General features: G+C 48.0%; 10 protein-coding genes. 1 reads left to right on the forward strand and 9 read right to left on the reverse strand.

The annotated features are described in order from the left end of the window. Window positions 1-16: 16 nt before the first annotated feature. The 9 genes from VSQ62_RS18950 to VSQ62_RS18985 form a co-directional block, all read right to left on the reverse strand. The gene (locus tag VSQ62_RS18950; protein ID WP_334636327.1) at window positions 17-2125 is read right to left on the reverse strand and encodes a DUF7657 domain-containing protein; all 2109 of its coding nucleotides are present in this window, start codon (window positions 2123-2125) and stop codon (window positions 17-19) included. Between the two features lie 22 nt (window positions 2126-2147). Beyond that, window positions 2148-4604, reverse strand: a complete 2457-nt coding sequence (locus VSQ62_RS18955) for a glycosyltransferase family 2 protein (protein WP_334636329.1) — start codon at window positions 4602-4604, stop codon at window positions 2148-2150. Between the two features lie 8 nt (window positions 4605-4612). Further along, a complete protein-coding gene (locus VSQ62_RS18960) occupies window positions 4613-5215 on the reverse strand; it encodes a hypothetical protein (RefSeq protein WP_334636330.1) in 603 nt (200 codons plus the stop codon). Window positions 5216-5230: 15 nt separating this feature from the next. Next, on the reverse strand, window positions 5231-5965 hold the full coding sequence (locus VSQ62_RS18965; protein ID WP_334636331.1) for an ABC transporter ATP-binding protein: 735 nt from the start codon (window positions 5963-5965) through the stop codon (window positions 5231-5233). A 23-nt stretch (window positions 5966-5988) separates the two neighbouring features. Continuing rightward, the gene (locus tag VSQ62_RS18970; RefSeq protein ID WP_350339929.1) at window positions 5989-6714 is read right to left on the reverse strand and encodes an ABC transporter permease; all 726 of its coding nucleotides are present in this window, start codon (window positions 6712-6714) and stop codon (window positions 5989-5991) included. Further along, the gene (locus VSQ62_RS32500; protein ID WP_350339930.1) at window positions 6695-6757 is read right to left on the reverse strand and encodes a hypothetical protein; all 63 of its coding nucleotides are present in this window, start codon (window positions 6755-6757) and stop codon (window positions 6695-6697) included. The genes VSQ62_RS18970 and VSQ62_RS32500 overlap by 20 nt, the downstream gene beginning before the upstream one ends. Before the next feature lie 302 nt (window positions 6758-7059). After that, window positions 7060-11304 carry a GBS Bsp-like repeat-containing protein gene (locus VSQ62_RS18975; protein ID WP_334636333.1) on the reverse strand — a complete coding sequence of 1415 codons (4245 nt, stop codon included), beginning with the start codon at window positions 11302-11304 and terminating at the stop codon, window positions 7060-7062. 137 nt (window positions 11305-11441) lie between these two features. Continuing rightward, window positions 11442-11834: a GtrA family protein gene (locus tag VSQ62_RS18980; RefSeq protein WP_334636334.1), complete on the reverse strand. Its 393-nt coding sequence runs from the start codon at window positions 11832-11834 to the stop codon at window positions 11442-11444. A 128-nt stretch (window positions 11835-11962) separates the two neighbouring features. Then, complete coding sequence (locus VSQ62_RS18985) at window positions 11963-13792, reverse strand: GBS Bsp-like repeat-containing protein (protein ID WP_334636335.1); 1830 nt, start codon at window positions 13790-13792, stop codon at window positions 11963-11965. 197 nt (window positions 13793-13989) lie between these two features. On the opposite strand from VSQ62_RS18985, the gene VSQ62_RS18990 reads away from it, so the two are divergent. Continuing rightward, on the forward strand, window positions 13990-14430 hold the full coding sequence (locus tag VSQ62_RS18990) for a GtrA family protein (RefSeq protein WP_334636336.1): 441 nt from the start codon (window positions 13990-13992) through the stop codon (window positions 14428-14430). Window positions 14431-14450 lie beyond the last annotated feature (20 nt).

Raw genomic sequence — 14450 nt, forward strand, 5'->3', positions numbered from 1 at the left:
TCTTCTTCCTCTACTCCTATTCTATCCTATATATATAATAATTGCCAACATTTTTTACTTTTATAAGATTTAATTTGTCCCTGCCTGATATTAAATATGAAACCCCCAACTTCTTCAAATCCTCCGCCGTCAATGATACGGTAAATACATCCGGCTGGTTCAGAAGAAATTCGGGTTTCCCGCTCTCCTTCAAAGAAACTGCAATATGCGCATACCGGTTATATATCTTTGCATTGACACCGTCCGGATCCAATGCTTCCCACCTCTTAAGGTTCGGGTACACATTCGTCGAATTGACCGTTGGCGCCCCCGCCATGATCCCTATATTGATGCAGGGAAAACCTAACCCTTCCACAGCCCACAGCGCCTCTGGTTCCTGCCCGTGTACTTCTTCTATGGTCTGAACCAGCTCGGTATCATAGATATTGTCCACTCCGCGTCTTACCGGATTAACCAGCGCCCCCGCCAATATCATCACACCCATACAGAGAACTCCGAAAAACTTCCTGCATCTATTGTCATGATACCGAATCAGCAGGTAGAACATCAAAATCCACAACACAACAGTAAAGATATAATATCCCGCTTCCGGATAGAAGTCCTCGTTAATAAGGCTGCCGATCTTAACGACAGCGTATCCGCCGATCACGGCTAACGCTCCGCCGACTGCCGCCGGACAGCTCCATTCCAACAGGGATACGCCGCGGATCAGCATCAGTATATTGACGAATCCCAGTATCACGAAAGCTCTTGGCGCGGTCGAATAACTCATGAGCGTCACCTTCGCAAGCATCGCCGGGAATCCGGCGATACACCAGATCAGGAGGAATACATCCACACAAAGCAGGATCCCTATCAGCTTATCCCTTTTCTTTACCGCAACATACAGCGGAATGATATAGCACAGCGGGAAGAAATCTATAAACTGTGCGCTCTCACATGCATTCGCGCCTGTTCCCTCTCCCAAAAGCGCATACCAGATATTGGAAGCATAATTGAAGAACTCAAGACCGATCCCTCCGCCCGTATCCAGCCGTTTCCCCGGATAAGCCGTATTCAGGACCAGTTCAATGGTCTCCTTAGAGTTGTTCCAAACGTGGAGCATGATTCCGGCAAAAACTGCAAGAACCGCCGCAAGGCATAAGACATCTCCCATGTTCATCTTAAATCCCCGGTAATTCTCAAGGATCACCCAGATTCCCAGACCCAGGATCACATATGCCATGGGGAACTGCCACGCCGGATACAGTATCAAGATAAATCCGCCCGCGCAGACTGCAATCACCGACGCACAAATCCCCCGAACCCATGTCCTTGTATCTGTCATGTATTTCTGCAGAAGCAGTACCGACAACTGCCCGAAGACCAGCATCTCTACAAGTCCGTTGATCGCGAACCACCACTGGACCACAGGGGCAAAAGCAACAAGGAAAGCACCGGACACAGCCAGCCGCTTATCCCCTCCGGACAGAAGCATACCCATCTCAAAGGATACCAGAAACAGCGCAATCCATCTGCCATACCAGAAAAAAGCCAGACCCATTCCGGCCGGCAGAAAAAGATACCCCCAATAGAAGGGTTTGAAGATCATTGCAATATCCCTGACAGGCTGCCCATAGACCATGAACATATCGGTCGCAGCCCCCCGGACCGTATCACTGTAATAGGGAAATGCACCGGCTGCGTTGCGGTACTGGGACAGCATCATAGGCGTTGAGACCGCCCATTCATCCGAACGGATCGGCCTTGCAGCCCCAAGGAGCGTTCCCGTATCTGTTCCTCCCATATACGCCTGCCACACACCGATGGATGAACCGTTCAGCTCACAGACCACACACAATACGAACAAGGCCGCCGCTATGGCAAATCTCCAGGCATACAGGAACGACACGAACCTTGCACCGTAATGATCATATAACAGAAATATCGCAAACAGAAGAACGGCAAGAAGGCAGACCTTTTTGGAGACGCATGCCCTCCTGACGTAGAACAGCATATTCCCTGCTCTGGACGCATCCGCGACACCTTCTAGCCAAAATGCATATATTCCCGCCACCAGAGCCAGCAGCAACGCACCAGCTGCATACATCCCCCACCTACAAACTTTCGTTCTTCTATCACGCATATTTCCTATCTCCAATCCTCATCTATTTTAAACTAAAATCACATCTTTCCAAAGACAGGTTCGGATTGTAATATGGATCTCCATTCTTCAATATCTCAGGCCATTTCTGAGCAAACGTAGCGATCTCTCCGTTGAATCTGTCTACCTTCTCTTTCGTATTCTCAAGGCCTCTTGATTTTGATTCATAATGATATAATTCCGCATATGGATTATATACGATCAAGTATCCTGCTTCACGGATCTTCATACACAGGTCAATATCGTTGAACGCTACCTGTAATTCCGTACTTAAGCCGCCCACTTCCTCAAAGACACTCTTCTTCACCATCATACACGCCGCCGTGACAGCGCTCATATCCTGTGCACAGATGATCCTTGAGAAATAACCGTTGGCGCTGCGCGGCAGCCCGATAAATGCATGGCCCGCGATTCCGCCGAAGCCGACGATCACCCCGGCATGCTGTATGGTCTCGTCGCTGTAGTAAAGCCTTGCTCCCACAGCGCCTACATTGTCATGCATACAATACCCAATCATCTCCTCCAAGCAGCTTCCGTTAATGATCTCCGTGTCGTTGTTCAAAAGCAGCAGGTACTCGCCCTTTGCGAACTTGGCGCCGTAATTATTAATGGCAGAATAGTTGAACTCTCCTTCCCAGCATACCACATGAACTCTTGGGTTCTCCTTCTCAAGATCCTTATAGTAGCGGAAGGTCTCTTCATTCTCACTGTTATTCTCTACGATAATATACTCGTAATTGTCGTATGTGCTCTTCTGCTCGATAGAACTGATGCATTTGTCCAGATCCTCGATATGGTCCTTGTTCGGTATGATCAGAGAGATCAGCGGATGCTCCTTCAAGATATGCTCGGTCTTATAAAGTCCCAGATATTCTCCCTGATGTACCTTCGCCGCAATTCCGATCCTGTCGTAATGCGCCTGCACCGCTCTCTTACCCGCCTCAAATGCATACATCTTGCTCTGCGGATTCTCTGACGTGGAATCCTTATGCGCCCGCCAGTGATACAATACCTTCGGAATATGATGCACAGATCCGGCCGCCTCCACGCTTCTCAGGACAAAATCATAATCCTGCGCCCCGTCGAATTCGCTTCGAAGCATTCCCACCTGATCCATGATCTTCCTGCTCACCACGAACAGATGGCAGATATAATTCATAGAACACAGAAGATCAATATTAAAATCCGTCTTAAAATGCGGTTCAAAATATTCCTTCCCGTTCATAGAGATCTTATCTTCATCCGAATACAGCGCATCGATCTTCGGATCTTCATTGAGCGCCTTCACACACTCATACAATGCGTCTGGAGTCAACAAATCGTCATGGTCGGCAAACGCAATGTAATCCCCTGTTGACACACGGAGCGCTTCATTCGTATTTTCAGAGATCTTAAGCGGAACAGGGCTTATCACCGTCTTGATCCTTCTATCAGACTCCTGATATCTCTTAAGCGCTTCTGTAAGAGCGCTGTTCTCTTCACCGCTTCCATCCGACAGACATAATTCCCAATTACCATAGGTCTGCTCCCTAACAGAACAGATCAGCTCCTCCAGATAACTAAGCGGCGTCTTATACAGCGGAACCGCTATACTGATCTTAGGCATACGGTCAAACCGCGCCTCCCTCTGGGCATCCAGTTCGTCCTTCGTCGGCCCGTTCGCCTTGCACCAGGACATATAGTTATTCTCATTCAGCCTGAAAAGCTTGACAACAGCGCGTCTTGCAGTCCGCCTTACACCTTCCGTCTTAAGATAACTTACCGTCTTCGCCTTAATCTTCCTGGCTTCTGTTACTCCCTTCTTCACCACCGACGGATAGATCTCATGGTCATACTCTGTCCGGTTCTTCCCGTCGCTTAAGACGATCTTCACTCTCTTGCTGCCGGCATCGTCAAGGATCAGTTTGAACCCATGTGCATCCTCTGCCGCTGTCTCCGGGAATTCCGCCACTACATCCTGCCTGAACATCTCCTCTGTGTCGAATTCAATCGGTTTCCCGCCCTCATCTGCGGCCGTGATCCGAACCGGGCGATCCTTTGCGATATACCATCCCTTGATCTCCACCTTACCGTCTTTGGCCTGGGATTCCTCGATAAAGCTCTCCACTCTTCCCCGAAGCTTCATGATCTTACGGCAGGGGATCGCATAGACCAGCCGCTTCTTCCCCTCCGCCTCCTCAAAGATACGGATGTACTTCCGGCTGTTCATAGCTTCCGGCAGCGGAAGCCAGAAATAATACTCCCTGTCGATCCCGTAAGAATCCGTCAAATGCCGCTTCCTGATCTCGATTCCTTCTTTGATCGATATCTTTGGCACCAGCCTCTTATCATCCAACAGGAATAAGAGCTTATTATCCCCCATCTCATTGTTGGAAAACCAGCACTGAACCAGCAATATATTGGGATTGCCCACCTTCAGCCGGTATTTGATAATTCTAAACTCATTCTTCTCACTATTCATAATCTCACCTATTCAAATAATTTATACAAAATCTTCATAAATGCAGTAATAAATGCAATAAATATAATGACTACACAGAACGTCTCCATATCAAACCGATTCGTGACCGTCCGCATGATCATGGTTCCATTCACCGCACTGCCGCCGATGGTAAGCTCCGTCCCTTCCTCCGTCTCAGGCTGATAATAGAACGAAACTCCCTTCCTGGCTGAAACCGGATCAGACCATATAGATAGAGTATATTCCTTGTCCCTGCTGTCTTCTATCGTGTCAAACGTAAGCTTATTGAACTTGGATGCCTTAAGCTCACTGGCCGGATAGCTTCCGCTTGCAACAGGCGTATTGGGCGATCCGCTTGTGATCCTGTAACAGACATTCACATCCGTCACATCCCCGGTGACCTGACACTTCACATAGATCCCATCCATCGTATCCTCACGGCATACAAACTTCTGCTCTACCCGCTGATCCTCCAGGATACCCATGCTTATATATTCGCTGTTATCCACACCCTTGTCATATATCATGTTCATCTTTGCGATATGCGCATACCAGTATGCAAACACCAGCACAAGGATGATCATCACGATCCAACTTACCCTTTTCTTCATTGTCAACCTCATCATCTATGATTGTTCATATTCCTTACAGATATCACTTGCCGCGCCAAACCGTTTCAACTGCCCGCTCTCAAGCCATGCGATCTTATCACAGATCTTCTTCACCTGTGCGATGCTGTGTGATACGAACAGAATCGTAGTTCCTTGATCCGCCATAGCCTGAATGCGCCGTTCACACTTCTCCTGGAACCGGAAATCTCCCACAGAGAGTACCTCATCCACAATCAAAATATCCGGTACGCCGATAGTGGCAATGGAAAATGCGAGTCTTGACACCATCCCTGACGAAAAGTTCTTAACCGGAACATTCATGAAATTCTCAAGCTCCGAGAAACTCACGATATCATCATAGAAAGCTTCCATCTCTCGCCTCGAATGCCCCAGAAGCGCCCCGTTCAGGAAGACATTCTCCCGCGCCGTCAGATCCATATCAAAACCGGCTCCAAGCTCGATCAGCGGGGCGACGCTTCCGTTCACATGCACGGAGCCTTCCGTGGGCTTCAAGACACCTGCGATCGTCTTGAGCATAGTACTCTTACCGCTCCCGTTCAGTCCGATCAACCCCAGGGCATCTCCCTGCATCACCTCGAAGGACACGTCCCTCAACGCCCAGAATTCCTCAAAAGACACCTGGTTCTTAAGGCTCTTGATCACGTATTCCTTAAAACTGTCAAACTTCTCGGAAGACAGATTAAACTTCATGGATACATGCTCCACCTTGACCATCACTTTGTCACTCATATATTCTCTCCTAATATTCTCTCCTATAGATTCAATATAAAATTATCCTGATTCTTATAGAATACCCAGAAACCTATCATAAGCATAATTCCTGTCTCTACCACCGCCACGAACAATGACCTCCACCCAAAGAAAGTATTGTAAAGCATCACGTTACGGAACATAAGTACGATATTCGTGATCGGATTGAGCATCACGAAGCCTGTCAGCCATTCCGGCAGCATCGCCATCGGATAGATCACCGGCGTCAGATACATGAGCGCCGTGATAAATACCGAATACAGATGCATGATATCCCGGAACTTGACGGTAACAGCCGCAAGGACCAATCCCACTCCCAGTGAGAATAAAACCAGCAAAAGCAACGGCACCGGTGCAAGCAGCGTCGTCCAGTGCAGCTCTGTCCTGGTGGCCATCATGACCAGCAAAAGCGCCGTAAAGGACGCCATCAGGTTAATAAAACTCGAAAAAATGTGCGAAAGTACAAAAAGATACTTCGGAACATATACCTTCTTGATCAATGACGCGCTCGATACGATGGATGACATGGAACTGGTCGTCGCATCGGAGAAAAAGTTGAAGATCAACTGCCCGCTTAAGATATAGAGCGGAAAATTCTCAATATCGAACTTGAAGATATTCGAGAAGACGACCGACAGCACGATCATCATACACAGAGGGTTCAGCAGCGTCCACAAAACCCCCAGGACCGAACGGCGGTACTTGATCTTAATATCTCTTGCTATCAATTCTCCTAATAATGGCTGAAACTTTATAAAATTCTGTATATATGCAGACAAAACTCTTCCTCCTAGTATAATAATGAACTGCGCCAAATCATTGCATTCATCTGGAAACAAGCTGTCTCCTGCCCTGATTATTCCCAGATGAATATAATGATCTATTGATGCTTATCAAAACGCAAACTAGCAGTATCAGTTGATACTGCCGGTTTACGATTTATAATTCTGTTCAATAATCTGTACTTACAGATGTGTATCTATTCCTATTCATTGTTCAACACCTATGTTCCTAAGCATACATTCTCTGCAATTCCCGACTATTATATCACTTCTACCCATTGATTGCAACTTTTACATGGTGATTAGTTTCTTGATCATACCAGCAAGTGAGCTGCCGTAGGTCGGATCTGACGCCCAACCCACCCCATTAGGATTCTCTTTAATACCAAGCCATTCAACGTATGGGGCACACCCTCTTTTCACATATTTAAATCTTGTATCAACACACGCTTGATTCAACGGTTCAGTACTGGCATAAGCTTTCAGATGTTGAATTTGTGCTCTTACACCTTCCCTGACATCCTTAAAACTTGAACAATCTCCTTTTTTATTTCCATCTAATGCTCCAAGTCCCGCGAAATTGAACTGATGGACATAAGCAATACCACTTTGAGGATACTGCAACCACTTAGTCTCTTTCATAGTCTGTGCAAAAGCTACTTCTGCACGAACCCCCTCTGCAGCTGCTTCATCCAGAACAATCTGACAGAAATCTTCAATAGTAAGCGCTCCACCTTTACCTAACTCTACGCCTGGATAAGTATAACCACTTTGCTTGTAATATGCTACCATTTGACTCTTGTTCACAGAGGTCTGCCCCATAATCGAATACCCGGTAGCTTCTACAATCTGTGAAGTATTACCTACAAAAGATAATGCCCCATTCCCCGCTGTAATATATACATGAATCTTATAAAGTCCTGAATTGTTCTTATGGTTTGTTGGATTCACATTCGCTACATAGGTACCGTTGCTTTGTTTTTCTGCTTTATACCACTTGATATCATTCTGGTTCGCCGCACACCATACCGGCACTTGAACCTCTGAAACTCCACCCGGTGCTTTTGCGCCGGATACTACAACCTTGAACGCCCCGGAGCTTGTATTATATCCTTCCACCTTAATGTCTGATACAGATGCCTTCGGCACATCGAATACGGTAGAACCTAAGAAACTCAGCCGTCCATCAGCCAGTGTCGCATATACATGCACGTTATATCTTCCGGCAGATCCATGATTCTTCACGTTCGCCGTTGCCGCCCACTGTCCGGACGCATTCTTGGTACCGCTGTACCATCTTATATCATCCTGGCCATTCTCAACGCTCCAGGTTGCAAACTGTACGCCTCGGATCGCACCGAAGATATCGGTATTGGATGCTCTCAGCGCATAATTGGTTCCGTTTCCATCCAGATCGGACGCCGTAATATCCACCTTCGGCAGCGTCACATCAACAGCCGCCGCCGCACCGCCGAACGCCATAACTCCGTTTCCTGCTGTAATATAGGTATGTACCTGATACTTCCCTACGGAATAGCCGTGATTCGACATTCTTACCGTCGCCTTATAGCTTCCGTTCTTCTGCCTCTCTGCGTCGTACCATTTGATATCACTCTGGTTCTTCGCACACCATACCGGTATCTGGATCTTCTCCACTCCCGACACGGACGCCACGTTAGTGATCGTAACATCAAAGATTCCTTTGCCCTTGTCATATCCGCCTGAGACAACAGACAGTGTCGGCTTAGATACCGTAAATGTCGTTGATCCCAGAAACTTCATGGAACCGTTGGACAGGGTTACATATACATGTACATTATATCTTCCTGCTGTCTTATGGTTCTTAATATCCGCCGTCGCAGTCCATTTGCCGGATGCCCCCTTGCTTCCGTTATACCAGCGGATATCATCCTGTCCGCCTTCCTCGCTCCAGGTCGCAAACTGTACTGCCTTCACGGAACCAAGACTGCTTGCATTCGCTGCGGTAAGCTGATATTTCATCTCCTTGCCGTCAGTATCTACGGCAGTGATCTTCATATCCCGCTCCACTGCTTTCACATTCACACCCGGCGCCGTTCCTCCGAAGGTCATGACACCATTTCCGCTTGTCACGTAGACATGGATCGTATAATTACCTGCTGCATACCCATGGTTCGCCGCATCTACCGTCACCTTGTAGTCGCCGTTGCTCTGCTTCTTCGCCGTGTACCAATGGATATCGCTCTGATCGGCAGCACACCACACCGGCACATGAACCTCTTTAACACCCGCTGATGAGCTGACATTCTTGATGATAACGTCGAAGGTTCCTGCCTTCTCGTCATAATTCTCTGTCATAGCCGTAAGCGTCGGCGCTACTGCCGGCGTAGATACATTGAAAGAGGTTGCTCCAAGGAAATTCTGCGTCCGTCCGTCCGACATCAGTGCATAGCTATGTACGACATAATTGCCGGCGGATCTGTGATTGCTGACATCAACCGTTATCTGCCAGTTCCCGCTTGAAACCTCTTTTGCCGAATACCATATGATATCGTCCTGCCCGTTCTCCTCGCTCCATACCGGTATCTGAACCGCCGATATCCCGGAAGGAGTCTTCCCGTTGAACTTGGCTACGATCTTATATTCTCTGTCGTTGCCGACCGGATCCACATATACATTACAGCTTGTATCCGCCATGTTGAAGGAAGTCGTATGAAGCACCCTTCCTGACGAATTCTGTCCCTCTACCAGATAGGATCCGCGCCCATTGCCAAAATCACTGACCTTGAACTGAATCGTACCGGTTCCGCTGGAAAGGGAATATCTCTTAGTCGTACCGGTCGACTGATGCGTCACCTTGACCTTCCCGTTGCTTCCAAGGCCGTTCGCCTTGATATCAGCCGTTCCGGCGAAATCGTTCTGGTTCGTGACCCTGACGCTGGTACCCTTGGATAATCCTAAGTAATTGGCAATACCTGTTGCATCGGCAATACCCATCTGCTTAAGCTTGCTGTCCTGTGCGAGAAGCTGAGCGTCTTGTGTATTCGTTATAAACGCATGTTCCACGATGATACCTGGAAAACCTGCTCTCTTACTGTCTCTGATCACAGAATAATAATCTGCCAATGATCCGTCCGGATACTTGACCGGATCACTTCCGTCACTGCTCTGGTAGTCCTTTATCTTGATTCCGCGGTCATATAATCCCAGATCTGTCAGCTGGTCCAGGATATACTTTGCCAGCTCTTTGCCGTCTTCGTGTATTTCAGGTTTGTAATTCTTATTCGGATACCATACCTCAACACCCTTTGCCGACGCTGTAGCCGAATTAATATGCAAGCTGACGAATACATCCGCTCCCCAGCTCTTCGCCATATTGACACGTTCTGTCAGGCCAACGGCCTTATCACCGGTTCTCGTCATATAGACGGTCACACCGCCGTAACCTTCTAGCTCCGCCTTACAATACTGAGCGATCTTAAGCGTCAGATTCTTCTCTGTCAGTCCGTTAGCGCTTGCTCCGCCGTCCGATCCGCCGTGGCCCGGATCGAGCACTACCACCTTATTCCCCGCGGCCTTAGCCGTCGATGCCGGCATAATGATATCCGCCACTGATGATAACACAGCTGCCGCCGTATCAGCAAAACCAACGCCGGAATTCTTCGACACCTTCTGATCAGCGTCAACCTCCTCGGCAACTGTCTCGAGAGTCTCCTCAACATCCGTCTCAGCGCTTCCCACATCATTCACATCAACACTGACTACCGATACCTCAACCTCTTCCGGCGTAACCCCGGCTTCCTCCATCGCTGCCAATGCCGCCGGCTCTGCCGCTGCTTCCTCTGCGGGCACCGCCACTCCGGCCTCTTCTGCGATATCGACCGCCTCCGAATTCTCATATCCCGGATAATATTCATTAACACCGAACATCGCGTCGATTCCGATATCCGGCAGATTGATTACCTGCTCTTCGCCGTCCTGTACATACACGAAGCGTAACAGCTTGTACACTCCGGCTTCGCTCTCCTCGAATGTGCGTCCGAACAGATAGAGGCTCTCTTCCCTGTTCGTCAGGCCAAGCTCCATCTCGCTGCCGTCAGGCCTTGCGCAGACAAGCTTCGCATCCGTCACATTCTCCGTACCGTCTCCGTAGGATACCGCAAGCTTCTGCTCTGCCGGCGCCTGAACATACGGAAGATCGACTCCTATGTAATTGATCAGTCCCGGAGCCTCCGCTTCCGGCTCTCCCTCCGTCCCGTCTTCCAGACTCTGCGCCTCCGGCTCACCAGACTCCTCTGGATTCTGCGGTTCCTGCGCATCCGGACTCTGTGTGTCCGGCTCTGCATCCGGTGCGGCGATCGGTTCGCCCGCTTCATCAACCGGCGCAGTTCCTTCATCCGTACCTGAAGGATCTGCAGGAAGATTCTCTGTACCGCCCTCGGCAACCGTCTCCCCGGGAAGCTCCCCCGTCGCCGCTACAGTGTTAGGAAATATCGCCATACCTAACAATACAGCAGTCAGAACTCCTGCAATCTTTCCCCTTATTCGTTTCATCATGTCACTTCCTCCTTGTTATGCCCGTCGCAGGGGAATCCTACGACTCTTACGTTAACTTCTATATTATATATCAGAATTACCTACATTTCAAGATTTGAACCGAAATTCGTAACAAGTTTGTAACAATTCGTCATTATTCACGATTCCCTTTTCTCTAAGATCAGTTTCCTCGTGATAAAATTGTAAACCATCACCACACCGGTCACTCCGATCTTGGAGATCATATAATATATATGAAGCTTCTCCACACACACCCACATCAGAACCTGGTTGATCCCCAGTCCAATGACGCTTAATACCACGAAGATCACGAACTCTGCGATCTTATTCTTATCCTTGCCCGTGTCAAACACGAACGTCAGGCTCAGTATATAGTTTACGATCACTGACACAGAGAAAGAGATTCCCGAAGATATCAGGTATGCCACTCCAAACCGCTCCGTCAAAAGTATCATCAACCCATAATCGATCAGGAAACAAAGAACTCCTACCACTCCAAACTTCATGATCTGTTCTATTAATTTCTTCATAATATCTGCCACTCCCTAATATTCCTTGTAATAGTTCAGACAAGGGTTCGGGCCACCCCTTCTCACACAGACCAGGCAATGCTCCCGAATGTCTGCCCAAGAAAGAGGTGACCCGATACTCCTCTCATTTACCGCACATACGCCTCAACTGCGCCCAGTAAGTATTGTGCTCCTGTTCTGTCCACTACATACACATGCACACGATATTCACCCGATTTATAACCAAAGCTCGGCACATTGATCTGTGCAAGATAACTCCCGTCTTCCTGCATCCCCATCTGGATCCACTGCATATCCGTCTGGTCGCCTGCCGTCCACACCGCCATCTGGACACTCTCGACTCCTTCCGGCACATTGGCGATATCCCTCACTTCTATCGGTATCACTCCCGCCATGATATCATACTCTCCAACTGTGATATCCGCCAATTCTCCTTCCCGCATCAACAGCTCCCGCTTATTCTCGTCCAGATTCGCCAGTCTCTCCATCAATTCGGATTTCCTTCCGATCTCCCGCTTCTGATAGTCAAGCCCAAAACGCTCCGTTAAGGTCTGCTTGCCGGAGAACAGATTGGTTCCAAGCCCCAGCCGTTCTCCCTCGATCTGCACGCCAAGAGACGCCAATGTAGTCGGGAAATGATCAAAAGTGGTATAATTCCTTCTGGTATCCGTCGCGACACCCGCCGCCGGATTAATATAGGAAGTGTAGACCTTGCGTACATAATCGCTGTCTACATCTTCGCAATAATCCGAATCCATCGTCGGATGATCCCCAACCAGAACAATGGTCGTATTCGCATAGAAATCCTGCTGCTGGATCCATCTGACAAAGCGGTCCACCTGACGGCTGGAGCATGCCATTACATTAGAATACTGGTCGTCCCCATATGTACTCCTGCAGATCTGACAGGGATATCCATCCTCAAAATGCGTATCAACCGTCAGCATGGTCAGATTAAACGGCTGCTCCCCGGCGGCAAGCTCCGTCAGCCTCTCCTTGGCGAACTCAAACAGCTTCTGGTCCTCATATCCCCACCATACCCGGTAATCTTCCGGGATCTTCTGGTTATCCTTGGCATACATATAATCTATGACATCAAAATTCCCATGCTCTGTAAAATACAGTCTCCTTCCTCCGAAGGTTGCGTCAGAGCCAACCAGCAGCGACTGCGAATATCCAGCCTGCTCAAGGATATCTCCCAGCGTGATCGCACTGGCAAAGAAGGAATCCTGGGTATCCATGCTGTTATCCTCGATAGAGATGCTAAGCGGAATTCCCGAAGTCTGGGAGAACATCGCCGCAATCGTCCAGGTTGCCCCCGGCATTGCATAACCGCCGTTAATAAGCGGGTCTGACCCGGAGAAATCCTCGTTCTCCTGAGCAAGCCTGGTAAGCTCCGGGATCACATTCTCCTCAAATGCCCCTCCGGACTCTTTATCCGTATAGGTGGTCTCCATAGATTCCAGAAAGATATAGATCAGATTCCTCTTCTGATCCGGAAACTTAAGCTGCACCTCTGCCGGATCCACGTAATTATCATCTATAAACGTAGAATATGTACCCTGATCGGCTACATAATTCCCTACATCCAGCTTATTCCATGCGCCATGGACAGACACCGCCGACACCGTCAGCGAGACGACCATCCCGCCCCCCATCAGCACCAGATATCTTCTCTTCTTATCATGCCACGCAACAAACAAGACGACTGCCAGAAGCATGATCAATATGGCCGGTGCAACGCACACGCTTAAATACTCCGCGATCATCTCCCCGTTGGTTCCTTCCAAGGGCGCCGTCAGATGGAACACCAGCTCATCCATCGTCAGATTACTCCAGGTATCAAACATCCACCGGATACTGGTGCAGATCACTACTGCCGCTACCATCAGGAGCACTGACAGCACCGTACCTAATACAAATAATATCTTTTTCAGAAAATATACAAATCTTTTCATGATTCAACGTATTCTCCTAATCTTCTGCATTTTTCGACATTTTTTATTATATAAGAAGGTTTCTCAGTTTGCAATTACAAAATTAAGATTTTCTTAAAAGTTTATGATTGCTGCGACGCATGGACAAATCCCTTAAAATATAGTACAATAAATTGCCGGCATCAATACCGCTATAGCCTGCATACAGAAAGGAAAAAATGAAAAAAATATTTAAACAGATAGCCAACAGAGAGACTCTCTCTTACTTAATCTTCGGAATCATGACTACAATTGTGAATTTCGGCACATTTATTGTCTTTAATCAAATATTCGGAGAGCGATATTATTTACTCTCTAATATATTTACATTTATCATAGCAACACTATTTGCTTTTGTCACAAATAAGCAATTTGTTTTTCAGAGCAAGACTTGGGCTTGGAATACATTGATAACAGAGCTTCTATCCTTCACCGCAGCAAGAGTCGGAACCTTTCTGATCATCGAAGAAGCAGGTCTCTGGATCGCAGTAGAATTCCTCAACGCCGGCAGCTGCCGGTTCCTTTTTCTAAACGGCATACTTCTTGCCAAGATTTCTCTTGCATTTTTAGCTGTGTTAGTAAATTATATTCTAAGTAAATGTTTTATTTTCAAAAAATAAGAAAACAACAGCCAAGGAGG

The sequence above is a fragment of the Sporofaciens sp. JLR.KK001 genome (assembly GCF_036941055.1).
Lineage (GTDB): Bacteria > Bacillota > Clostridia > Lachnospirales > Lachnospiraceae > Sporofaciens.

What these genes read in the sequence shown, in the direction of transcription:
- VSQ62_RS18980 (WP_334636334.1), bottom strand. Translation starts at nt 11,834, where the DNA reads ATGAAGAAATTAATAGAACAGATCATGAAGTTTGGAGTGGTAGGAGTT.
- VSQ62_RS18950 (WP_334636327.1), bottom strand. Translation starts at nt 2,125, where the DNA reads ATGCGTGATAGAAGAACGAAAGTTTGTAGGTGGGGGATGTATGCAGCT.
- VSQ62_RS18960 (WP_334636330.1), bottom strand. Translation starts at nt 5,215, where the DNA reads ATGAAGAAAAGGGTAAGTTGGATCGTGATGATCATCCTTGTGCTGGTG.
- VSQ62_RS18955 (WP_334636329.1), bottom strand. Translation starts at nt 4,604, where the DNA reads ATGAATAGTGAGAAGAATGAGTTTAGAATTATCAAATACCGGCTGAAG.
- VSQ62_RS18965 (WP_334636331.1), bottom strand. Translation starts at nt 5,965, where the DNA reads ATGAGTGACAAAGTGATGGTCAAGGTGGAGCATGTATCCATGAAGTTT.
- VSQ62_RS18985 (WP_334636335.1), bottom strand. Translation starts at nt 13,792, where the DNA reads ATGAAAAGATTTGTATATTTTCTGAAAAAGATATTATTTGTATTAGGT.
- VSQ62_RS18990 (WP_334636336.1), top strand. Translation starts at nt 13,990, where the DNA reads ATGAAAAAAATATTTAAACAGATAGCCAACAGAGAGACTCTCTCTTAC.
- VSQ62_RS18975 (WP_334636333.1), bottom strand. Translation starts at nt 11,304, where the DNA reads ATGATGAAACGAATAAGGGGAAAGATTGCAGGAGTTCTGACTGCTGTA.